We start from the raw sequence: 24,305 nt of genomic DNA on the forward strand, positions 1-24,305 counted from the left end.
TCACGCCTTAATCAAATTCGAACTGGTAAATCAAATCCACGGCACTATCAAGACCAGAAACCGCTTCAACATACAAATCCTGCATCAAGCGATAGCGCACGGTGAATTCACCAAGTGAGTTAAAAATACCCACTCCGTAAGTGACTTTCAAGCCGGGTAATATGTACCCGCTCACAGTTACTTGAGAGTCATCACCCGAACCCGCTGTATCCAATTGCAAATCCTGCACACCAAATGCTTGACCAATCTCTCCGATCACTTTTCCGCTTTTCGCTAAGCTCAATCCAATCAACGTGGTGGTCATTAAGTTTCCACCCGCTTCAGCATCTATGTCTCTACCTCGCAATAGGTAAGACAGCGCATTAGCTTGCGGCATGGCTGGATCTGAGAATATCGACACCTGCGGATTATCCGCTGGTCCATCGACACGAATACCCGCAGTTACATCATCTTGGATATTGTCTGGATTCCGAATGGCAGTGATCACAACATAAGGCTGATCCACAGGGCCATTCATTAATATCTTACCTGTTTGAATCAGCAGATCTTGACCGAACGAACGATAAGAACCATCAAGTATGTTGACCTCTCCGACGACAAAGGGTCCTTTGTCACGTTGAGAGACTTTTAAATCCCCTTTTAGATTGCCCAATAGACCAAAAGCACTTAACCGGAAATCATCACCAATTTTCACATTAACGTTGGTTTGAATGTTCATAGGCAATGGCTGCTTTTCTTCCACTGGTTTGAAGTTTTCATCCAGCAAGACTTCATCACTGGAGACGCCAACCGCACTTGGCGGTAGCTCTTCCACTTCAATACGCCCCCATGGTAAATGAATGTCGCCCTCAATTTTAGCGAGCTCAGGCGTCGCTGAAATTTTAAGGTCTGGTTTCACTTTAATGTGAACCATTGGCGGCAGCTTCACGTTCAACTCTTCAGCAAAAACCGCTAAATTACCACGCCACGCCTTTAAGTCCGCCCAATTACCATCACCATCTAAATTGAGCGTGCCATCAGGTGTGTGAATTTGCGCATCCAATACAGCGTCGTATCCATTAAAAGCAACGGATATTTGACCTTCATTGACGTCAACAGGAGTAATGTCGCCTTTGGCAATCAGCTTCTCGATAACGAAATCACCCTGCAATTTAGGATGAAGCAAGGGACCACTGAAAGTAAGATCGGAATGAATATTGGCATCCGCTTTACTGAATTCGCCCAACAAAGGCTTGAGCATACCGAGGTGGATCTCACGAATCCCCAATTTGCCGTCAATGGTTTGATTGTTGGATTGCACATTTGCAATATTCGCCTGACCATCAATCACACCGTTGTCAGCCAGATCCAACGACCAACGACTTCTTAGTCTATCGTTCTCTAACTCGGCATCCAACGTCACGCTGTTCCATCCTAGCGTGACTGGCGCATCTAAAGATTGTGTAACCTGCCCTTCAGGTAAAGAAACAGACACTTTTAGCTCAGGCTTGGCATTTGGTGCCCAGCTCGCCCACGCTGTCGCATTAACTTCACCTTGAAGGTCGGTTTCCTGTGGGACGAAGCGCTTAATCTGTTCAAAGTTAAACTGCTTGATAGCAATATTCGCCTCACCACTTTCTCCAGCAGATAGGTCCTTGGTCAAGCACAATGACGCACCTTGTTGATTCCAACAATGCGCTTGAACGCTTGCCAGATTAGTTGCCATGTTAAAACCTAATGCAGCCTTATCTTCTAACGTCCACGTACCTTGCTCGGATGTGATTTCTGCGCGCTGTAATTCACCTTGCCATACCATCTCGGGTTTCTCAGTTAGCCCACCGACTACCTTCAAACTTGTAGAAATCAAATCGGATAGCACATCTAACGTAAGCTGATGTGCTTCCTGTGTACCTGAAAATTCCAGATCCACATTATCAATGTATTGGTCTTGCGCTTTCACGTTTTTAACGACCAATGACAAATCGCCTTTCGGAGCAGGGAGAGGAGATATATCGCCAGATAGAGCAACGGATTCCACCGTCACTTCTTGCTTCCAATCGACTTCGTTAACACTCAATTCCACCTTGATTTGTGGCTCTTCAAACTCACCACGCAAGTTGACTTTGCCGTACATGTGCCCACGAAGTTCAGGAATCGACTTAACAAACTCAGGGAAGTTTAGCTCTACATCCAGCCCCCATTGTTTATCCAATGAGCCCGACACAAATAGGTTATTAGGACCATGAGATAGCTCCAGCCCTTCAGTATGAATGCTAGGTTCACCGCTTTTATTGATGTCTGCCGCATCCAATTGACCATTGATGTACAACGGGTAGTCGCGGATTAAACCTTGGATAGCCAATAGTGGAACACCCACTTTCCAACCACCATTTTCGGTTAAGGAACCATTGGTCGTAATGCTGCCACTGATATTGCCCTCGGCTTCTGGCCATTGTAACCCTGGCTGTATGCTGTCTAAACCGAGCGTAGTGTTCCATTTCACTAACTTGGACCAATCGGCTTCAACCTGACCAGAGACTCGACCACCTAACGTATTGAGAACTAAGCTGTGTACATCGATACTTTCTAATGTGCCGCTTGCTGACGTATCGAGGTCTAAATCCGGAATATCTTTGCCCTGCGCTTTTAACGCAAGGGAGATCTGATACGCATCCAGATTACCTTTAATATCAATGCTTTCAATGTCTGAACGATAATCGTATTTGCCAGTAAGAGGCCATTGCACTTCCCCTTGTGACAAAGACAGGTCGAAAGGCAACACAGCCTGTAGCGGCTTTAGGTTTCCTTCAAGGTGCGCTTTTATGACGCCCCCAAAATCAGCGTTGAGGTTGAGTTCCGCCACACTACCGTCTGCCTTTAGCGCCAAGGTTTGCCCTTTTAACTCTGTCTGATTGAGTTTGGCATTAAGGGTTAATTTCGGGAGGGAGTAATCTCCCTTCAGTTCGATTTCAGTGCTAGCGTCCGCGGTAACTTCTGGCATATCCAATACTAGCTTTTCAATGCTGACCACATGATCGCTCGCTTTCGCCTTCAATCCCAAGTGATGCACTTTTACTGGCGATTCACCGTGTAAAGTAAAATCACGAATATCAAAGCCTTCCACCACAACATCCAGCGGAATCAATACTTCTGGAAGTTCAATGTCTGCGGTTTTGTCCGTCGCAGCTTTGTCCGTCGATGCTTTTTCGACCGAAGCGTTGGTGTCGGTTGGAGCAAGTGTAATATCGATGTCATCCCACTTTGTTGGGTGCAACGTCAGCACTCGACCTTCCATTGTCGCCGCAGTAGAAAACGACTTCCACTTGATCTCTGTACCCAACACATCAAGCGCAATATCATTCAACTGAACACGGTTAACTGAGACAGGAACAGGTAACGTGATCTCGGTGAGTGGCTCTGAAGGTGTTGGTTCTTCCTGAGTAGGCGCTGTGCCTGTAAGAGCAAAGGATAACGATTCTAGAGCTAGATTATCGATACACACTCGGGGTTCAAATAAACATTCTGCATCCAGTTCGAGTTGCACTTGTTTAGCTTGTAGATCGATAAATAAATCGGGATCATTAAAATTGACTTGGTGAAGCGTTATACCCGTGAGTATCGCCCCTTCAGCTTCGTCTACTGTTAGTTGGGGCAATGCTTTTTGCGCCCCCCACATGGCAAGGTTCAGCCCCGCTTGTGTAAACAGTAAGCCACCCAATAGAAGTAACAGAACAAGAACAAAACACGGAATAAAAAGGGCAAAGCGCACTAGCCATTTAGCAACAGTACGGGTCATAGTTCAGGTCCCAACGTAAAGTGAATGGCAAATCTTTCGTCAGGTTTTTTATCCAATCCCCAAGCAAAATCTAACCGAATTGGACCCACAGGCGAAGCCCATCGAATACCCACGCCGACACCTTTTTTCCACTCGGGTGTATCTGTCCATGCATCACCGTAATCAACGAATGTTGCTGCCCACCAATTGCCATAAACGCGATATTGATACTCTAAGCTACTCACGGCTAAGTATTTACCACCACTGAACTTATCTTCTGGTTGAGTAGTAGGAATATCTTCATACCCATAACCACGGATACTGTTATCACCACCAGCAAAGAAGCGTAAGGAACGAGGGACTTTGTCAAATTCACCTGCAAATACACCGCCCGCATCGAAACGGGCTAATCCACGGTGATTTTCACCCACACTGCGTACAATGGCGGTTCGACCTTGTACTCTTAAAATACCAGTATCAGAAAGCAGGCTTTCATTTCCGGCTTCAACGGTGAGCAGGTGCTTGTCTCCCCACATGGGCATGGCGCCACCACGAACGCGTGCACGACTGAAGCTGAACCCCGGCAACACGAATTTAGAAATACGAGATTGACCACGCTCTTCTGAGTCGTCGTATAAAAATCTTACGGAAGCCGTTCTTTGCCACCCCGAATCTAATTTCCAGTGTCGTTTCACCGCTAAGTTATGCTCTAGGCTCTTGGTTTCATCTTTGTCGGTACGCTTCATTCCGTACTGGATTTCATAATATTCACGTAATACGTCTTCTAGCGGAATTTTGTAGCTCGCCGTAATGGCTTGTTCTGGCACAGAAAGGGACATGCTGCTGTTTAAGCTGTGCCCACGATCATTGAGCCACGGTTTTTTCCAGCTGACTTTCCCCCGAATGCCAATGTCTGTTGAGTAACCTAAGCCTGTTTCTATCTGATTTTCAGACTGTGGAGCAAGATTGATGTTCATGGGTAATTCGCGCTGTTTACCGATGTAACTAAGATCGGGCTCAACGTGCACAGAAGAAAACCATTCCGTATTAGATAAGCTTTGATTCAGCTCACCGATATTGGATGCCAGATAAGGATCGCCTGCTTCAAAGGGCACCAGAGATCGCACTCGGCTTTCGCGGATTTGGCTGCCAAAAACCCGAGTTTCACCAAAGTAATAGCGCTGACCACTGGTAAATTCTATGGTGATAAAGGCTTGTTTATGCTCGGGAGAGACTTCTAAACGAGTTTGACCAAACTCACCATCAAAATAACCTTTTCTTAATGCTAAATTTCGTAAGTTTGATTTGTAAGATTCATAGGCGCTGTGGTTCAACGGTTCACCAACCCCCAGTTTGGCATCGCTGCGAAGCTGAATGAAATCAGGATCCGTTGCTGCTTCCCCTGAAATGATCAAATCGCTGGTGCGAATCACCACCACAGGTCCTGGGTCAACCAATGCCGTAAGGGATTGAGAATCTTCCCCAACTTGAAAAGCAATCTCAGGCTGGTAATGACCTAGTGCCTTTAATGCCTTCTGAATATTGTCTTCCACTCGGGATTGAAACCGAAGTGACGTTGAGTATTCGCTGGGATCAATAGCAGACAGATAAGCAGACACGTTGGTGTCCAGCTCTCCTTCTAGTCCTTCTACTTCAAAATCGAAAGCGAATACGGGGAATCCAATAGTAAGTAAACCACACCCTAACAGGCGCGAAATTTGTTTCTTATTCATATCTGACAGCGCAATGTACAACCTTTTCCTCAAGACCGCTCAAAGCTATCAGAAATTACGTGCGCCACATAGTGTTAAACAGTGGAAACTGATATTGGCTCTAATTACAGAGAAAAGTATGGTGAGTATGATGTAAGTAGTAAGTAAACGATGAGCAGTTAAAAAGGCGAACCCTTCGGTTCACCTTTAGCTTGGTAAGTTCTATGGGTTGATTTGGTACATAGCTTGATCGGTAGAGACGAGCGCTTGCAGTCCTTTCTCGGGGTGAGTTCGAATCTTAATACCGTGACTACTTGGCTCTCCGATTAAAGGAGGGCTTTTCCAAATCGTATTGCCTTTGTTATCGGTTTTTCGAACATGGTATCTATCCGTTCCCCTAGGTGAAACATTCATGTCTTCTTCAGTTGTAAGGAGAAAGCCTTGCTCATCAGCTTTAGAGAGGTTAACTGCTATGCCTTTCGTATGAAATTTTAAAGAATACTGCTCTTTGAATATTAGAGTATTTCCTTCAACCTCAAACACTACAAGCTGATTACCCTTGCCAGTTGTCTGATCAGAAAAACACGCTATTTCCTTGCTACTGTCTGAGTCGTGGTTAAATACTAAAATATTTCGGCAACCGAAATTAGAGAGATTGTAAGTGGACTTTTTGATCATTGAACTACCAGTTACTTTAAGAAGAGATAACTTGTGTCCATGTGAGACAATAATAGACCCAGAAATTGCATCGTACACTTCAAATTCACGAATTTGCTCACCACTCTGTGAATGCTGATAAGATGCAATGGTTCTATCGTTCGTTACATCGTATATCGTCATCGCAGTACCATGAGCTAATACAACTTCCTTCTTTCCATCCTGGTTAAAATCGGAAGCTTTCACAATAATATCACCGTTATCTCCTGCTATATCAGGAGAATTCTTAACCAGCTCACCATCTAGTTGGATTAGCTCTATCTTTGAGACTCCATAATTAAATTTAGGTATAACGATTTCAGAATAGCCATCGCTATCAAAGTCGGTGTGCACTGTATTGAGTAATGAATAATTAGTGTAGCTTGTTCCAGAGCTAAAGTTGACCTTGCCTTCAGAGCTTACTGTCGTAAATTTATCTCTAACATCACTATTGCCGTACTTACCAACCAAAAACAGCGCTTTTTCTTTAACGGGTGTAATGTTTGCCCACCCTACTGTTCTAAATGCTGTCGAAGGCTTGACAATACTTGTATGTTTCAGCGTAACACTGTTGCCAGAAATATCCGCACTAGCAAAACCTCTGAGTGAATAACTATGGCTAGTCCCCCATAATAGCTCTAGATTGCTGTCGTTATCAAAATCGCCAATAGTTAGGGAACTTACGTCATATGAGCTAGAAGTAGGCAATTGCCACACCTGAGAAAGAGTCCCACCTTCTAATTTGAATGCTTTTACGCCATCATGTGAACAATTCATAACCAACAATTCGCTCACTCCGATCGTTGAATAAGATGTCTCTAAATCACATGGAGACAAGCTTTGAGTAGACGAGAGACTGATTAAAGTATTCGTTACGGCAGAGTAACTAGAAAAGTTACTGAAATTGTCTCTTCCAACGATTTCATTCACACCGTCTTGGTTGAAATCTTCAATGATCATTCTGTCTACAGAAAATCGTCCATTGTAATTCCATTGAATCGCCCATGTAGAGGTGTCGATAACTAAACCGCTATTTAATATAAGTTCAGGTGACTGATCATTATCAACATTCGAATACACAAGCTGAGTGGTTCCTGTTACATCAATCTCCGCTATTAAAGGGTTAGAAAAGTCATTCCAACTAAAAGCAGAAAGCTTGGGTTTATAATCCTCCCAATCATAATGCAAAACTGCCACTTCTAGCGTGCCATCATTATTGGTGTCTGCAAATGCTGCCCTCAAAATATTCTGAGAAGCTTCGAAAACCACTTTAGGCTTACTCGTTAGATCTTCTAGGGTAAGGATATTCTTTGAGGTAACTATAACGATTTCTTTTTTAAGATCATTATCGATATCTAAATAGTGCACCTGCTGTATTAAACCATTGCTTGGTAGCTGGTATGGATACATCCATTTTTGTTTGTATTGACCACTTTCAAAGTAGTAAAGGGATAGACCACTGCCATTGTCTGTCGTCAGGAATTCATTTAAGCCGTCACCATCAAAGTCATCGATAACAATGGAATCCTCTTTGAACGGACTGTACTCACCAGAACGAGCAATAGGCTCTGCTTTGCTGTCGCTTACTTCAACTTTCAATACGTATTCTTCATGGTCGTCATTGACCGATTTAAAAGTAAATTCAAAAGCTTGAGTTGGAAATAAGAAATCGGAAGGTGCCGTCCAAGAAATAACGCCATCACTGCTGATTGTTGCACCGTCGGGTCCAGATTCCATACGGATTCTTTCTGAATCATTGGTATCTAAATCAAACAACGATACGCCAAATTGTAATTCATCCCCTGAAAAAACTTGTGCGGGTAAGTTGTCCGTTTTGATTACTGGCTTAGTGTCATTAAGGAAAATATATGCCCATTCACTGGTTATTGAACTCGTTCCATCAAAAATGACTGCTTGAACTTTAACTTCATCACCATAAGCCGCCGTATAGGCAGGAAGGGTATTGGTTATTTCTCCCTCAACCAATTCATTATTGATATACCATCGATAGCTCAGTTGTACATTTTCCGCTGGTGTATCAGGGTCTGAAAATTCCGAGCTTTCAACAACAATGGTGTTAGCTGTACTCACATTATATGACAGCAGTGAGGGCATACCCGTAAATGCGGGTGGCTGTGTCAACGAATCCAATGGATAAAGCTCCATGGGTTGAGTTAACACAAACTGAAACCCACTCACTTTAGATAAGTGTGTACCTACATCGAAAGAACCATCACGTTCTATATCTTTCTTGTAGGTAAAGAACTTATCCGAAAATAATAGTTGCACTTCACTATCTGCATTAAAACTCATTGAACCTTCAAAAAAGTTAATGCCTCTACGTGCTTTTAGTCCTTGAGAAGAAACACTAACCTTCCCAGATTCACCTAGCCACACAGTTCCATCCACATTTACATTTATTTCTTCATAGTAGTCTGGAGTACGCATAGAATCGGTCTGGCTAACTTTGATTTTTCTTCCATTGTCGTAAGAATATAGAAGGCGACTTTCTTCAGTTCTCTCAAAACCACGCTCATCAAATTCAGAATAATGTACCTGGGTGTATCCGGTAACCTTCAATCCTTCGATATCTAAATTGTCAAAATAATAAGTTTTTTCATTTTTATCATTAAAGGATACTGCCAACATTCCAGAGAGAGATGTCTTATAGTCCTGGGTAATACAGTCATTAAAGTCTAGAGATACCGTCCCCAAGCTCTGTCCGTCTACCGTTGAGCTAATGTCAACAAAACCAGACTCCCCACAGGTAAACAACTTTCCATCGACATTCTCAATGGCGATGAAGTTATCAATTTGATCATCAAGAAAAATTAATCCATATTCACGGTTCAATATAGTGCTCGAAGCTTGCTTTACAATAGATGCATCGAGCAATGCAGCCTGTGATTCCCCAGAATAGCCCAGCTCAACAAGGTTTTTCGCCGCTACTTTCAATTCTGATTCTGAATGCTGAGTTGCATTTTTCAGTATCTTAGAATTACTGTTAATCTGTTCTGTCTTTGGCGCTGCATCACCGTTCTCAGAAGTAGAATCTCCACCACCTCCCCCACAGGCAGAAAGTAGAATAGCCATCCCTAGCGCTGACGACGCTTGTAGTTTACAAAGCATATGTTTCCTTTGATTGTATTTATAAGGGTTAAACCTATTAATTTTGAAGGAAATTTATCATATTCACTTGATGATGTTATTAGTAGAATCTTGCTCTACGTCGTATTTACAACACAAAGCTATTCACAGGTTTGATATTTGGTAACAAAAAGTACACCTAAAGACTCAACATGATTTCGCCTGCGTTTTTCACCAATACCTGAAACAGAAAACATGGCTCGGCTTTCGTAACTCTCCCTGTTTAATTAATAGTCCTCACCAATTACCTACACGGCTAGTTCGTTACATTAAGGGAAACGATCACACCCAACTAGGAGCCAACTATGAAAGACATCCCATTGACTTCCTCTGTCGGAAGCCATGCTGAAAACCAAAAAGAAGACGTACTGGCGATTCAAAAAGCGTTAAATGAAGCGGCAAAAGCCATCGGGCTGGATGGACCATTAGAAGAAGATGGCGTTATTGAAGGTGACGTAGAGCACTCCAAAACATGCCAAGCGATCTGCAAGATGCAGGCAACATTATTGGGATTCAAGAACCCTGACGGTCGTATCGACTGCAATGGCAAAAGCCACAAAGCATTGGCAGAAGCCGCTTCCGATGAACTGGGTTTTGCGCCAAGCCTATTTTTGCCTCGAATCGAGCCGGAAGAGGGCTTATCGGATGAAGATTTTGAAAAAGCCGCCGAGTCACTGGGTTGTGAAGTTGCCGCAGTAAAAGCCGTGTCTGAAGTGGAGTCGGCAGGCAGTGGATTTTTTGCCAGTGGGCCTCCTTGCATTCTGTTTGAAGCGCATATTTTCTCTAAATACAGCGGTCGAAAATTTGATGAGTCTCATCCAGAAATTTCTTCACGTAAATGGGACCGTTCGCTCTATGTTGGCGGCGAGAAAGAATATGAGCGCTTGCAAGAAGCAATGACGCTAGACCGAAGAGCTGCTTTAAAATCGGCGTCTTGGGGTCGCTATCAAATCATGGGATTTAACCACGCTGCAGCGGGTTATGACGATGTAGAAACCTTTGTCCGTGACATGTTTTTTGCTGAACATTTTCACCTATTTGCGTTTGTCAGTTTTATTAAATCAAATCCGAAATTGCACAATGCGATTCAAGAACTAGATTGGGCAACGTTCGCACGTTACTACAACGGTCCTGCTTACGCTGAAAATCGATACGATGAAAAACTGCTTTCGGCTTATCAAAAATACGCGGGATAATGGCGTTACTGACGTCAAAATATATCACTAGCTGCATTTCGCACACTAAGGAGAACAACGTGGCACTTACACTGCAAACTATCCAAAGCACATTAAAAAACTTAACGGATGAGATGCTTACCAAGCCCGCATCTTATAAGGATCTCGATAACTACTGGGAGAAGCTTAATCAGCTTCAGTGTCTATGCCAAGTTGAGATTGGTGAGTTGGATTTCAAAGGGCTTACCGACCACTTTGATGAGTCCATTACGCTGAATAACCTCGGCGGTCTTACCATTGATTTGTGCAATTGGACAATTCAGGCAGGCTCCCCGGATCAAGAGTTTACCTTTCCTAAAGGGTCGGTTTTGGCACCGCATGGAGAGCTTAAGGTAGCAACTGCTGGTGATAGTAAGTTCAGCTTCCAATCCAAAAAGCCGATTTGGAACAACCACGGCGATACAGCAACACTATTGACCCCAAATGGGCAAGTTGCCTCTAGATTGGTTTATGGCGGCGATGCCTACGCCGACGTGCTGATCAGTAATTTGCATTTTGATGGTGAAGAAAAATACACCGAAGCTGATGAGTTTGTCGAAATATCCAATATTTCAGATAACACTGTGGATATAAGCCTTTGGCGACTGGAATCCATTCGTAGCCAAACTGTATTTACCTTCCCTGAAGGTTCACGCATGCTCGCTCAATCATCCGTAAAAGTGTTTACAAACAAAACGAACCTTGGCGACAACGAGTTCAGCTTTAATAGCCCACGCGCGATTTGGAACAATGAAAGCGGTTGTTGCAAGTTATTTGATTACCTCGACCATGAAGTGGCGAGCTATCAGTATTAATCCTAGTAAAGGGTTTTTCCTTAGCATTTAGGTTTCCCAAACAATTAGGTTTTCCCCGTGTCGAATAAACCAGTGAAGACATTAGCGAATGACTCCCGCCCCCAATCAAGCAAGGATTTACAACGCCTTGCCAATGATGGGTGTCTTCTACTGCACTATGTGGCGCGGCACGGGGACCTTTCTATTGATGCCGATATCGCCATGGGCATCGCTCGTGCGAACGAGAAAATGGGCACAAAATACTGGAATACGGAAAACGAAATTCAATTACTGCACTGTTTTGATAGGCTCGCCAAACAAGTGTATCCCGTCACGGTTGAAAGTATAAAAGCTGTAGTTCCTAATGTGACCGATGGAAAAGCCTCTTTTAATGGGGCTGCACGTGTGATCACATGGTATCGACGCTACACCGTGCTCACACTGATTTGTTTGCTTGCCATTCAAATGTTCTACCTATTTGGTCACTCTCTTACTCAAACATTGGCCGACGCTCTGCCACAAGCCGAATTTCCACTTAGCCAAGATTTAGAAGCCAATTATCAGCTCCTAAAGAAATGGAACGGTATATGGATGTTTGGGCAAGGATTTCAATTCGATACCCAGTACAACATCGCCCCTCAGACCCACCCCGAGCTTGAATACCAAGCCAACCTGATTGCTGCGCAGTCTGTTCTTCAAATGCTGCAGAATTACGTTTTACCTTTGACGTACGGGCTTCTTGGCGCCTTTATTTTTGTGCTACGAAGTTTACTTCAGCAAGTTAGAAACCTCACCTACACCGCCAGCCGCGAAGTGGGATATCGGCTCAGGCTAACGTTAGGTTGCCTTGCCGGAATGATTACAGGCTGGTTATTAAAACCAGAAATGGGGGATATGACCCTTTCCCCTATGGCGTTGGCTTTTTTGGCGGGTTACAGCATTGAGGTTATGTTCACGCTACTGGACCGGTTGATTGATGGTATTAGAAAAAATACCGAAGTGGTGAGCGCTTCAACTGGGGGGAGGAAATCTTAGGTTGGGCTGGATACGTGTAACGCCTCAACAAATTGTGGACTTGCTGACTTGATAATTCAGGACTGGACATTTTTGAGCTAGCGTTTTTGCTAAATTGGTAGGATACGGATTAGGAGAGGTATTCATTTATTTGATGTCACTCTCTGATCATCTTAGTGGTACGCAATACAATGCATTGCAATAATGCTTATAAATTATTGGAAGTCAAATGGCTAAAGTCGAAATGCAGTTATTGCTGTACCAGTTCTTGCAGAAGCATCAAACAGAGAGTTCAACTTTCACCAAAGAAGAGCTTATCGAGCATGTAGGCTGGAAGCTAAGTACATTCAAATCTTACTATGGGAAGGGTCAAATAACTCAATTCTTAACAGAGATTGAAGTTAATACATACGAAGCAATAAATGTACTAGATGTAAGTTTTATCGAGTTTAAAAAGCGTTTATCTCAGAGTAAGCACTATCAAGAGCTAGGTCATAAATGTAAATCTAACTTAGCTAAAGCCCTGCTCAAAAAGTCCAAAGATAATATGATGCTTGCATTAGAGCTTTACAACAGACCATCACTTGAAAACAAATTAGATGGATTTGTAATGATGTACTCAACAGCTTGGGAGCAGCTTCTTAAGGCAATTATCATTGAGCGAGATGGTGAAGAAGCGGTATTCGAAAAAGCGAATAAGCAAGGCGTAAAGAAAACAATATCTTTAAGGCAATGTCTGGATAAGTTGTTCAAAGAAAATGACAATGTAAGAAAAAATATATCTCGTATAGCTGATTGGCGTGATGGTGCTGTTCATCTACTTATGCCTGAGCTTCAAGGGTTGGCTTCTCGTATATTCCAATCTGGCGTGCTTAATTATTCATCTAAGTTTCAAGCGTTTGCAGAGGTACCATTTATGCAATCTCAGCATGCTGGAATGATATCGCTAGTTGGTGATTTTAAGATGCCACCCGAGCCAGTGTTGCGTTCATTGTATGGTAAGGCTGCGGAAGATATGCTCGAACTAGCTCAAACGGTGCAAGATGAAATCGAGAAAGAAGATGATATTGAGTTCGCCATACCGATTAATGTATCACTTGTGTATGCTCGTGATGAGAAAGACAGTCAGATAATACTTGCTGCTGCTAACGGTAAAGCTCAGGACTTGGAGCAGTTGAAAAAGGCTCTTGTAGTTGAAAAGCAAGTAGACCCAGAGAAAACTCATACTTTCACTCAAAAGACTGCTATTGATGCTATCAATAAGAACCTTCAAGCTAACTACGATATGGCAAAACTAGAAAAGTGCTTAGTAGCTCGAGACAAAAAGGGAAAACCAACAATAAATAGTCACTGTTTCCAAGCGGCAGTATCAAAGCTGAACTGGAAAGCAACTTGTAACAAGCACCACCACTATCAAAAGATATCTAACACACATATTTATTCTCAAGATGCGGTTGATGAGCTCGTTAGGCAAATTACGGTGAAGGATAATTTTATCAAGCAAGCAAAGACTCAAGCTAAGAAGAAGAGAAGTAAACAGACTACTCTCACTTAAGTATTTGCGATATGGCTCCTTTTGATATTAGCTAGGAGCCAGTTATTGATCTCCCTCTAATTTTTAAACAGATTACTTGCATTAGAAAAAGTAAGTCGACTAACCGTCGTGTAAGGTGACAATGGCGTCAGTCTTAACACCGAATAGGACATGAACAAGCTGTCACAACTATCTTTACCTAGAAGGTAGGCAGACTCAGTCGCTCCCTCCCTCAGACTCACCAACCTCCCCCACCTTTGCCTTCTCTGCTGCTTCTTCAATAATAAGTCTCTACCAACTTTAATTACCGAGCTTTCGAAGGTATTCGACGAATTCACTAACATCACCACCATCTGCTTTTCTCAACCCTGAAATATATGCAGAACGCTCTGCTGTCATATCTTCTAGCTTTGCCTCTGCCCACTTCATAGGTCTTTCTTTCAACAGATAAACCCGAACGATATCAGTAAAGATTCGAGAATGTCGTCCGTTCCCGTTTACAAACGGATGAATCTGAACCAAGCGGTGTTGAATTCTGGCTGACAACTCTAGGGGCTCGAAATGATTGAACTCTATCCAGCACTTTGCGTCTTCAAGGAAATTATGCAACTCTACTAGGATATTGCGAGGTTCCACTCCGATATTAAGCTCTCTAATTCTGAATTGACCCGCCCAATCCCATACATCACCAAAAAGCTCCATATGAAGATGGGTGACAAAATCACGATCAAAAATCGTTTCTAAAGTTGGAGCTTTAAGTTTACTTGCCCAAATCTGCCCTTGGAGTATGTTAGCCGCCTCTAACTCATTGAGTTGCTCGCGAGTTTCGATATGCTTATGTTTCAAACCAAGCATGTCGTCAGGTGATAATGGCGTTGCACCCTCTGGGTCATTGATAAATTCTGTCAAAAGTTACGCCTTAATATTTTTGCCATATAACACGACCACCTGACGCAATAAGGTCTTCTTTAATTTGTTTGAGCAAGCGGGCTTGTGCTTCTTCATCGATAGACTGTGCTTCTAAAAACATGTTTTGAGCGTTGGAATCTAGACTTTGAGTCGCGATCTCTAAAGCTTTGTCTTCAATGATTTTTTCTACTGGCTTTCGAGGAACCAAGGCATACGTTAGGTCACAGTTGAGCTTTTCTGCAAGTACTCTTAATTGGTTAAGCGTAATCTCGCCTTCCGCTTCTTTTCGTTCCAGTACAGAGACTCTGTTTCTGCTAAAACCTAATCTCTCTGCGAGCTGGGCACCCGACATGCCAAGAGCTTTACGAACCGTTCGCACCCAGCCTTCTTTTGGTGTGTTGGGTAGCTTGCACCCAATAGATGAGTTGGCAATGGTTCTATATTGCTGAATCACTGTTTGCTTAACGGTATTTTTAGTATTTATCGATTTGAACATAGGCATGATATCGCCCTTTTTCTGAGTAACCACTTAAGTAAATGTAACCTTATTATAAGACATATATGACTTTACTGTAATCGTATATGATTACAGTAAAATTTAACTGTAATCGTATATGATTACAATAAAACTTAACTGTAATCATATAAGAGTACATACCTGACATTTTCAACACCTTACGTATACACTCACATATAACCAATATGATCAATATGATCAACAAGTTATATTAAGTTGCTTTACATTCCCCACCTTTGCCTTCTCTGCCGCTTCCTCAACAAATGTCTTTGCCAGCTTTATCAGCATTTCTTTGTTTTTGTCTGACAGGTCGTTGACGGTCTGTTTGCCCATTAAGATCTTTTCCATCTCTTTCTTTACTTTGGCGAGCTGTAGGAACTGTTCGGGGGTGAGTTTGGGCTTTTGTGGTCTCTTTTTCAGGGCTTTTTGGGCTATCTCCAACCCTTTGAGTAACTCTTCCATATCGTTACCTCCTTCCTCAAAGGCTACTCCATTACCTCTGTAAAAACTTGGCAAAAACAACGAAATAATTCGTCCATTACCCTGAGCTTTTCTCCCCTTATTGCGCCAAGATAAAAGCACTTTTCACCACTCTGGATTTGGTCATGAAAAACAAACTGCTCATTCTAAGCTGGTTCACACTTATGCTCGCACTGTCTGGCTGTGCGCTTCAATTTATCGCCAGTTACGACAACGAAACGCTAAAGCAAATCGAGGTGATCGATCGTGAAGTCGACAGGCTGTATATGGATTTATCTTTTACCCCCGTAGAAGAAAGACACTACCGTTTATTTGCCAAACGTTACCAAGAGGTTTTACTGCAAATTCGAAGTTTAGAAAGAAGACAAAAACGAAGAGAGAAAAACACAGAATCGCTCAAACAAACTCAAACTCTTTTAGGTTTCTGGATACAAGACGAAGCCACTCACAAGAAAAACAACACCCTCTCCGATTTTATTATCAGCCGCCGCACCAGCCAATACCGAAGGCTTTTTGATGCCTTGATCGAAGGCGAATTAGCCAAGAAATAACAAAAGGATATTGTCATGCAGGAAAGTATTAACTCAGTGATCGACACCATCACTTCTCAGCTAGAAACATCACCAATGAAAGATTTGCTCAGCAGCGCATTAAAGTCGTGCATTGATGAGCAAATGAATGAACTAGAAATGCTCCTTATGGCGAGAAAACAGGGGCAGATAAATGAAGAAGATTTCCAAATCGAATTGGAAAGAGAAATGCGAATCGTGGAAGCGGAAATGCTGACGTGGCAAATCGCCGCAAAAGCTGATGTTCAAAAAGTGGTGAACAAAACATTTCACGCACTGGTCAAAAGCATTCTTTAGTAGCGTCGGTAACCTATATTCCCATTACAAATCCCCGAGAGTGAGAGGCATCATGAAGCATCGAACACGTATAATTTGGGTTCCGTATGGTTATCGGCTGAAACCACGAGCCAAACTGAAAAAAGCGACCATCCGTCAGCGTGTTCCTGCTGCACCCATTAAAACGTCATCTCGCCACTCTCAAGGTCATCAACAACATCAAGCTCATAAAGAGCAAAAGAAAGATGAAATAGTCGCAGTGACACAAAGTGGCACCGTGAATAACCGTACAAATGAAGATTTAGCGGTTAGCCAACCTCACACAACAAAAAACCGAACTGACCATTCGTCCGAGGATAACATTGCAACTAAAAGCAACGGCTCAACCAAGAGCAACAGCGTCACCAAGAGCTACAACGTGACCAAGAGCAACAGCGCGACCAAGAACAGCGGTGCAAACACAGATACAAAATCAGCCATAGAAAAGCCGACGGAATCCGCTGAAGAAAGCCAAGTCGCCACCTTTGATGATGCGTTTAACCCTTACAAGAATTACCTGCAAGACATGTCGCTCTCACTGTCTGGTATGCCTGACGAAGCGTTTACTCGCAATGAAAATCAGAGGGAAAACTTTACCGAGCAAAGCATACTTTCAAAGGAGCCAGCCGAAGTAAGCGTAAGCACAAACGTGCCAGAGCTCATTTATCCAGAACAAGTTAACTCAAAGCAAGTCAACTCTGAGCAAGTCACCCCAAACTCAGCCAACCTAAAGGCGTGTAGAACGGAGCAAAATTCACTTAAAGACCACCCTCATATATCCAATTTTCCGGATGTTGAATTAGAAACCGCACGACAAGAACACACCTTTCTCCCTACGCCACCTGTTATAAAGTACGAAGAGCCTGAAGAAAGTGAAACATTCGAAGAAAAAAGAAAACACGTTGGTCCTCACCTTAGAAAATTGCCAGGTGTTGCGCCAAGCCTAATGTCTGAAAAATACCCATAACCCTTATCTTTTCGTCCATTACGCCAAGAACCCATTCCTAGGTTTCATTATTCTGTAGAGGTTATACCTCAACAGGAGATCACCATGAGACAACTACTTTTTCGCTTATGTGAAGCGTCTGACGGACGCCAATTCGCTTTTTTAACTGACCAACCTGACGTTGAAGACATGTTCGACAGTGGTTACAAAGTCGCCTACAAATTCAGAGATAACGGTAACGGGCAAGAATTACTCGCCAAATGGCGCGCTTCTTACTCGGTCACTTCACAAGAATTTGAACAGCTCCCCGACGACGATGAACTGCCAGAAGGTTTGCAATCGGCTTTTGACACCATGATTTCAAGCTTAATTCCGGGTGTAGACGTGTTCTTCTGCGACTACAACCTTGCCATAGAGGCCGACCTACCGATTTGCAATGACATGATGGAACGCTACCGCTCTACAGATTTCGTTCTCTTTTCTTGCGAAGATCTTATCGGTAACGATCCTAGCACTCAGCCTTATATGGTCTCTTACGCCTCTGCGCGTTACCCTGAAAGTGGCAACACAGGCAGCCAGCATCGTATTTATTGCAAAACCGATTCGTTTGCGTTTTGCCAAGCAGTACACGCGATTGTGATTCAAAGAGAAAAAGACGCCCTGACAGGTGGGCACATCCGCACAGAAGTGGATACTTACATCAATGAAAAACCCATAGAAGCCGCCACAGCGGAACAGGTCATCAATCGTTTTGTCGAAGCGTTGCCTCAATTTAACAGCAGTATCAAAGCGTTAAATGCGCCGGACTCTATCTCCAACAGGGAGTAATGCCATGAGTTCAGACGAAATGTACTATGCGGCGTTCAGCGCCGCATTAATGGCAGGGGCGGAGCCCGGAATTGCGCAGCAGTTGGCTTATCAGTTGGCGTACATCAACCTTTCGAGCCCACATTCAGATCCAAATTCTGTGCCCAATATAAAGCCCACTGCCATTGAACCTGAATCCGAGCCAATAAAATCGCATAGCGTGCATTCATGCGCAATTGTTGAACCTGAACCGCTTGCGACCAATGCGTTCGTTCGCCCGATTAACCCACTCAATCACGTAGACTGGTTGAGTGGAGGCACCCTAAACGAAAGAGGTTTGCGGCTTGGTTTGCGTCGGTCATCTTCGTTTTCGACCAAATCTGCTCGCAACACATCATCATTCACAACGAAGCAACCATTTACAACAAAGCCATCGTTCACAAAAAAGGCATCGAGCGATAAAAGTACATTGAAAGTGGCTAAAGCAATTCCACGCCCACATAAAATCAACCAAGCCATTATGTTGGCTATGATGGACACCGACAGCCAAGCGCAAAGCAAATTCATTGCTGCGCTCTATTTCTATTGGAAAAGCCACCAAAAACACAGCGGTGGAAACACCAAATCGACCTACTGGTTATTGATGCATGCCATTCGCTGTTATTTATTTGGCACCACTTTTCAATGGAAGGAAAGCTTTGCAAAAAGCATAGAGGACAGGCAGCAAAACAAACCGATGTACCCAACAGTGAAGGAACTATTAGAACATCTCAATTTCAATAGAGAGGAGTCGCACCATCTCCATTCTTTGAACGATCAGATCAGTTACTACCCATGTAATCAGCAAATTCAATGCATTGAGCTGGGCTTGGCATTTCGTCCCGAGATCATTTCCGATTTTGAATTAGCTAACGCAACACACCAACAAGCCCTCAATCTCCACAAAATGGAAGATGCTGCCCTATGGGCTATGGCGTCTTAAATCGGTTCGCTTCATAACCAGACCTGTCGGTATCAAAAGTACCGGCAGCCAATCTCTAACTCAATCTGATGCCAGAAGATCCCCCGAGAGATTCACAGTTATAACAGTTCCTTTTTAAACCCCGAGTTAAACGCAACATTGCCCACGTTTGAATCAATAAGCCTCGTTAAATTAACGAGACATTCGTTCAAATATTCTGAGGCACTTATGAGCTTTCCTCACTATTTATCCATCTGTGAAAATGGAATACCCGCATCTGAAAAAGCCAATATTTTAGGAAACTACTTGGATGAAATGCGCCTAAAAAAAACACACTTTTTAGGCTATCAAACGAACCAAGAGGTGATTTTCCCACCTGAAATACGCCCCTTTTTATCACTTAATTTACTCAACTTAGGCGATGGGTATGAAGAGGGTTCTTATCAAATCAATGCCAAGCAATTTGAGCGTGCTGTTCTCGATTATTACGCCCGATTGTGGGGTATGACCATGCCTAACTCGCAGCGAAACTATTGGGGTTACGTCACCGCAATGGGCTCCACAGAAGGCAACTTATATGCCCTATGGAATGCCAGAGACTACTTAAGCGGAAGCGCCGTCGAAGGGTATGAGAAATCGGTGCATGTACCGAACCCGCCAGTGTTAATTAGCTCCGCCTGTACGCATTACTCTATTTACAAAGCTTGCCAAATGTTAGGGATCCCCACCTTCAACCAAGTGGGTGAAAAACTCGGCGCTTGCCCTATCAACCAAGGGGATTGGCAGAAAAGCCTCGCAGTGGATGAATACGGGTCGGTTGTCGAGCAAGACTTATATCGTCTCACCGAATTTTTTGTAGAACGGCAGCATCCGGTTATTTTATTTTTGAATCACGGCACCACCTTCAGCGGTGGCAGTGACGCCATTTTTCAAATACTGACCACATTAAAGCCCCTATTAGGTGTCAACACAGAGCAGAATAGGCGCTATTGGGTTCATGTGGATGGCGCGCTCTCGGCCAATTTCTCGCCGTTTCTGCAATCGGATCCTTTTTCTGTCTCTTCTGAACCTTATGAATTTCGCCACCGAGAAGTGATGTCGATGTGTACCAGCCCTTATAAATGGCTAGGCGCACCTTGGAGCTGCGGTATTTACCTTATGCAGGAAAGGTACAAAGTCGGCTCGTCAAACCGCCCGACCTACATAGCCGGGCGCGACTCCACCATTGCCGGCTCTCGGCAAGGACTTTACTCCCTTTACCTCTGGGAACGGCTCACCTCTCTTGGTACTCAAGGGCTAAAACAGATCGCTCAGCAAAATGAAAACAACGCTGAATACTTGCAAGCCGCACTGCAACAGCTCTCCAATTCAAAACGACTGCAGCAACAAAAGTTCACCGTATTACCCCGAATGCCGGGTGCCAACATTGTTCGGTTCTCGTCGCCATGCGCTCACATCAATAAGAAATATTCCCTCGCGCAAGAAAATATATCGATAAATGGCAAGGCACAACGTTTCAGCCACGCCGTGTTACTGAGCCACGTTCAGCGCCCCTTAATTGATCAATTTTTGGCTGAGCTCTCCGCCTCTAATGCGTTTGACGCCCATACATTGCCGACACTCAACCCATTGGTCAGCCAGCCCAATTTTTATACACCTCAATCTCGCGTGGTTCACCTTCAATCCAACCTTGTTCACCCAAACACCAACCTTGTTCACCCAAACACCAACCTTGCTCATCCAAACACCCTAAAGGAGAGCCAATGAAATCCCTATTTTTTGCGCTGTGTGTACTGATTTTTTTATCTTTTTCAGCAAATGCACAGCACGTTATTCACACCTCGTTTTCGATCAATAAGATTTACGGTGTCAACACCATTGATCAAACCTACAAAATCGATGGTTACCTCGTAGCAACTTGGCAAGACGTTAAGCACCCTCTTAAGCCAAAATCAGGGGTTCGATTGATAGAAAACCAACACCTCGACAAGCTGCTTGAAGAAGGATCGTGGGTGCCAGCATTTGAATTCATCAACATCATAGGGCAGCGCCTCACCCCAAATAAACGCTTGGTGATCGCGAGCAATGGCGACATTACCTACAACGAACGATTTCAAGGCACCTTCACCACAGAGATGGATTTTCGCCGCTTCCCGTTTGATCGCCAATCTTTTGAAATCATCATGGAACCCTTTTCGTTCGATCAAGAACGCTTAAAGTTTGGTGACGCCAGCGTGTATGTGGAGGAGTTAACCAACAAAATCATCAGCGAATGGGATATGGAAAGCACCCCCACCGCGAAAGTGAGCCAACACAGCTACCACCATTTGGATGACGCCGAAAGCACCTACTACTCCCGCTTAACCGTAACCATCGATGCCAACAGAAAGCCGAACTATTACCTTTGGCAGTTTATTCTTCCGCTGTCGTTAATATTGGTCGCGAGCTGGGCGGTATTTTGGATTGAAGGGTTTTCTGAACGCCTGATGACGTCGTTTACCATGATGCTGACGGTCGTGGCGTATACCTTCTACACCAGTAGCCTGCTGCCACGGCTGCCCTACACCACATTTATTGAACGCATGATCATCATGGGGTACGTCAGTATTTTCGCCGCCATTTTGATCATCGTGTTCGTCAAAATCCGCGAAGAAAAAGGCAAAGCCGCCCACGCTCTGATTCCGTACTGCCGAACCGCGTTCCCTACCTTTTTTCTTGCCGCGATAGCCATCTTGATCGGAGTAAACAGCCAACTATGAGACCATCCAAATCTTTACAGACCATCATTGAAGCGGTGATCTGTTCATCCATCTTCATTTTACTGCTCGGGGTCACCACCTACTTGCTCTATTCCAAATCGCTCAATGCGTTGGAAGACCAAATCAAAATAGGGCTGATTTCGACAGTAAAAACCTCGGCTTCAACGCTCGATGGCGCAATGCACCTTACCTTTGATGAAAGCACCAAAGCGTCCGATGCAAGCTATCAAGCCATGGCCGAAAAAATGGAGAAGATCCGCCGTTCCGCTGCGGATGTTCGTTACATTTACACCAGCGTGCTCAAAGACGGCAACGTCTACTTTATGGTGAACCCGAGCCCACAGAACGATGCCGATGGCGATGGTTTGCCCGATCCTCCCCCCGCCCTGATGACCTTGTATGACGATGCTCCGATCGAGTTAAAACGATCGCTCGAACGATACAGTATTGAGATCAGCACCTACAGCGATCAATGGGGCAGTTTCATCAGTGCGTATGCACCCTTTTATAGCGACCAAGGAGACTTTGCCGGCATATTGGCAATGGATTTGGAAATCAGCGCTTTTCAGGAAAGGCTAGAAAGTATTGAGCGCGTGTTCGATAAAGCCAAGATCATCATTCTGTTTTTGGGGATGATTGTGGGTATGATCATCTGGTGGATACGCCGTTCGCAAGTCAATCACCTCAACACCATTCGCCATCGAGAAGCCAACGCCAAAGAAAAGCTTTCTCGTGCACATCATTTAAATGTACTGCTTTCTGGATTAACGACATATTTTTACAAGCGCATTCCAAGGGATCTGGTGAAGCACACACCACGCGTTCGAGCGCTTTATCATTACTCGCAAAGCTTGAGACCCTTAGCCTTTCAATCAGACAAGCAATCGGTTCAGGATTGGTTCCACTCATTGGATCAGCACACCTACAAACGTTGCAAAGGTTTTCATGACTGGCACATTCCAATGCAAACAGAAGCGGTGTTCACCAGCGATAAAATCACGGAAGAATTAACACAGCTGCACGCTCAACTGGCAAGAGCACAATCAGAACAGCTCAGAGCGGAGACCAGCTTATTAAAAGAACACCTCGATTGCTGGGCATTTTCTACTCATTTTTACTTGGATACGTCTTCTAAACTCATCGCCCTTCATTCGTTGATAGCCAACGAGTTTGAGCACATTACTGGCAGCGCCTATATGGCACAGCAAACCCCAGACGAGCTAGGCATCATGAGCACCATCAACCGCTTAAGACAAATGGGCTTCGACTTAGTCTCGGGTGAAAAAAACCGAATCGAGCTGATTTGGAAAGTGTATAAGGAGAATACAGAATGACGAAAATCGCCCCTTTTTTACTGATCATCGCGACCTTGTTTGTTCAGCTTTCCTCTGGCATTAACTACGTCACCATACCGCTCACTATGAGTGAGCAGGGCTATGGCAACACCTTAATCGGATTTGCCATGAGTTTTGAGATCATCGGTATCCTTTTACTTTATCGCCCCCTTTCTCGTTGTGTGGAAAAATGGGGGTTGTCTCCCTCCATTCTTCTGATGTCGGTACTTCGAGCTTCCAGCCTTATTTTACTCTCTCACAGCCAACATTATCCGTTATGGTTGATGGGTATTTTTTGCTACGGCGCATCCACGGGGATGATGCTGGTGATCATCCAAACCTCATTAAACACCTGTATTCAAGGCAAGCTAAAAGGTTTAGTTATGGGGTTATTTTCGGCGGCACTTTCAGGCGGGCTCGCACTGGGACCATTGCTGCTTCAACTGCCGTATATCGACCCCGAATGGCAACTGGAAACCAGTGCCATCATCACCAGCTTACCCTTTGTGCTTCTGCTGTTTGCTGGGCAAAAAGCGCAGTCTTCCGACAATGCAGGAACCGTTCGGGTAAGGTTTGCGCTGCGCCACGCCAAAGTCATTCTAGTCTCAGCGTTTGTTGGCGGCATCAGCTTCTTTGGTTTGCCCTCTTTTCTCACTTTATACGGAATGGAAAACGCGCTTACCGAATCACAGTCGCAACTTCTGCTGACCATGTTTATGTTTGGTAGCGTAACCCTTGGCATATTTGTTAGTACTGGGGCGTCTTTTCTCAACCGCAGCATTGTGGTGCTGGGTTGCATTTTTACTTCAGTGGTGTGCGCGGTGTACCTTTCACTGGCGGTTT

Annotated in this window: 19 protein-coding genes; 13 read left to right on the plus strand and 6 right to left on the minus strand. The window is 44.1% G+C overall.

Annotated elements, in window-relative coordinates; translation table 11 throughout:
• Positions 1-7 precede the first annotated feature (7 nt).
• From tamB to VPNCDNU1_RS01720, 3 genes are all read right to left on the minus strand, one after another.
• Positions 8-3,775, minus strand: coding sequence for an autotransporter assembly complex protein TamB (tamB, locus tag VPNCDNU1_RS01710; RefSeq protein ID WP_104398753.1), 3,768 nt, complete (start codon positions 3,773-3,775; stop codon positions 8-10).
• Entirely contained in the window at positions 3,772-5,487 is a 1,716-nt protein-coding gene (gene tamA / locus VPNCDNU1_RS01715) for an autotransporter assembly complex protein TamA (RefSeq protein ID WP_167404697.1), read from the minus strand. Before tamA ends, tamB begins: the two co-directional genes overlap by 4 nt.
• A gap of 201 nt (positions 5,488-5,688) precedes the next feature.
• Positions 5,689-9,291, minus strand: coding sequence for an FG-GAP repeat domain-containing protein (locus VPNCDNU1_RS01720; RefSeq protein WP_104398755.1), 3,603 nt, complete (start codon positions 9,289-9,291; stop codon positions 5,689-5,691).
• A gap of 323 nt (positions 9,292-9,614) precedes the next feature.
• Here VPNCDNU1_RS01720 and VPNCDNU1_RS01725 point away from each other — a divergent pair, with 323 nt between their 5' ends.
• The 4 genes from VPNCDNU1_RS01725 to VPNCDNU1_RS01740 all read left to right on the plus strand — a co-directional run bounded on the left by VPNCDNU1_RS01725 (position 9,615) and on the right by VPNCDNU1_RS01740 (position 13,886).
• A complete protein-coding gene (locus tag VPNCDNU1_RS01725; protein WP_104398756.1) occupies positions 9,615-10,505 on the plus strand; it encodes an N-acetylmuramidase family protein in 891 nt (296 codons plus the stop codon).
• A gap of 59 nt (positions 10,506-10,564) precedes the next feature.
• Positions 10,565-11,338: a lamin tail domain-containing protein gene (locus VPNCDNU1_RS01730; protein WP_104398757.1), complete on the plus strand. Its 774-nt coding sequence runs from the start codon at positions 10,565-10,567 to the stop codon at positions 11,336-11,338.
• Positions 11,339-11,395: 57 nt separating this feature from the next.
• On the plus strand, positions 11,396-12,352 hold the full coding sequence (locus VPNCDNU1_RS01735) for a hypothetical protein (protein ID WP_104398758.1): 957 nt from the start codon (positions 11,396-11,398) through the stop codon (positions 12,350-12,352).
• A gap of 208 nt (positions 12,353-12,560) precedes the next feature.
• Positions 12,561-13,886: a DUF3644 domain-containing protein gene (locus tag VPNCDNU1_RS01740; protein ID WP_104398759.1), complete on the plus strand. Its 1,326-nt coding sequence runs from the start codon at positions 12,561-12,563 to the stop codon at positions 13,884-13,886.
• A gap of 279 nt (positions 13,887-14,165) precedes the next feature.
• On the opposite strand, the gene VPNCDNU1_RS01745 is transcribed toward VPNCDNU1_RS01740, so the two are convergent.
• From VPNCDNU1_RS01745 to VPNCDNU1_RS01755, 3 genes are all read right to left on the minus strand, one after another.
• Positions 14,166-14,774 carry a mobile mystery protein B gene (locus VPNCDNU1_RS01745; RefSeq protein WP_104398760.1) on the minus strand — a complete coding sequence of 203 codons (609 nt, stop codon included), beginning with the start codon at positions 14,772-14,774 and terminating at the stop codon, positions 14,166-14,168.
• A gap of 10 nt (positions 14,775-14,784) precedes the next feature.
• Entirely contained in the window at positions 14,785-15,276 is a 492-nt protein-coding gene (locus VPNCDNU1_RS01750) for a mobile mystery protein A (protein WP_201797100.1), read from the minus strand.
• Between the two features lie 213 nt (positions 15,277-15,489).
• The gene (locus tag VPNCDNU1_RS01755) at positions 15,490-15,753 is read right to left on the minus strand and encodes a hypothetical protein (protein WP_104398761.1); all 264 of its coding nucleotides are present in this window, start codon (positions 15,751-15,753) and stop codon (positions 15,490-15,492) included.
• A 143-nt stretch (positions 15,754-15,896) separates the two neighbouring features.
• Between VPNCDNU1_RS01755 and VPNCDNU1_RS01760 the strand changes: the two genes are divergently transcribed.
• From VPNCDNU1_RS01760 to VPNCDNU1_RS01800, 9 genes are all read left to right on the plus strand, one after another.
• Positions 15,897-16,322 carry a hypothetical protein gene (locus VPNCDNU1_RS01760; RefSeq protein WP_237324057.1) on the plus strand — a complete coding sequence of 142 codons (426 nt, stop codon included), beginning with the start codon at positions 15,897-15,899 and terminating at the stop codon, positions 16,320-16,322.
• Between the two features lie 15 nt (positions 16,323-16,337).
• Positions 16,338-16,637, plus strand: a complete 300-nt coding sequence (locus VPNCDNU1_RS01765) for a hypothetical protein (protein WP_104398762.1) — start codon at positions 16,338-16,340, stop codon at positions 16,635-16,637.
• Positions 16,638-16,689: 52 nt separating this feature from the next.
• Complete coding sequence (locus VPNCDNU1_RS01770; protein ID WP_104398763.1) at positions 16,690-17,622, plus strand: hypothetical protein; 933 nt, start codon at positions 16,690-16,692, stop codon at positions 17,620-17,622.
• 84 nt (positions 17,623-17,706) lie between these two features.
• Positions 17,707-18,429, plus strand: a complete 723-nt coding sequence (locus VPNCDNU1_RS01775) for a hypothetical protein (RefSeq protein WP_104398764.1) — start codon at positions 17,707-17,709, stop codon at positions 18,427-18,429.
• Positions 18,430-18,433: 4 nt separating this feature from the next.
• Positions 18,434-19,390 carry a hypothetical protein gene (locus tag VPNCDNU1_RS01780; RefSeq protein ID WP_104398765.1) on the plus strand — a complete coding sequence of 319 codons (957 nt, stop codon included), beginning with the start codon at positions 18,434-18,436 and terminating at the stop codon, positions 19,388-19,390.
• Positions 19,391-19,597: 207 nt separating this feature from the next.
• Positions 19,598-21,136, plus strand: a complete 1,539-nt coding sequence (locus tag VPNCDNU1_RS01785; RefSeq protein WP_104398766.1) for a pyridoxal-dependent decarboxylase — start codon at positions 19,598-19,600, stop codon at positions 21,134-21,136.
• A complete protein-coding gene (locus tag VPNCDNU1_RS01790; RefSeq protein ID WP_104398767.1) occupies positions 21,133-22,128 on the plus strand; it encodes a gamma-aminobutyric-acid receptor subunit beta in 996 nt (331 codons plus the stop codon). Before VPNCDNU1_RS01785 ends, VPNCDNU1_RS01790 begins: the two co-directional genes overlap by 4 nt.
• Positions 22,125-23,462, plus strand: coding sequence for a cache domain-containing protein (locus VPNCDNU1_RS01795; protein WP_104398768.1), 1,338 nt, complete (start codon positions 22,125-22,127; stop codon positions 23,460-23,462). Before VPNCDNU1_RS01790 ends, VPNCDNU1_RS01795 begins: the two co-directional genes overlap by 4 nt.
• Positions 23,459-24,305, plus strand: an 847-nt coding sequence (locus tag VPNCDNU1_RS01800; RefSeq protein WP_201797101.1) for an MFS transporter, incomplete at its 3' end; no start/stop codon positions are given. The genes VPNCDNU1_RS01795 and VPNCDNU1_RS01800, both read left to right, overlap by 4 nt.

The organism is Vibrio penaeicida, assembly GCF_002933855.1.
Taxonomy (GTDB): Bacteria; Pseudomonadota; Gammaproteobacteria; order Enterobacterales; family Vibrionaceae; genus Vibrio; species Vibrio penaeicida_A.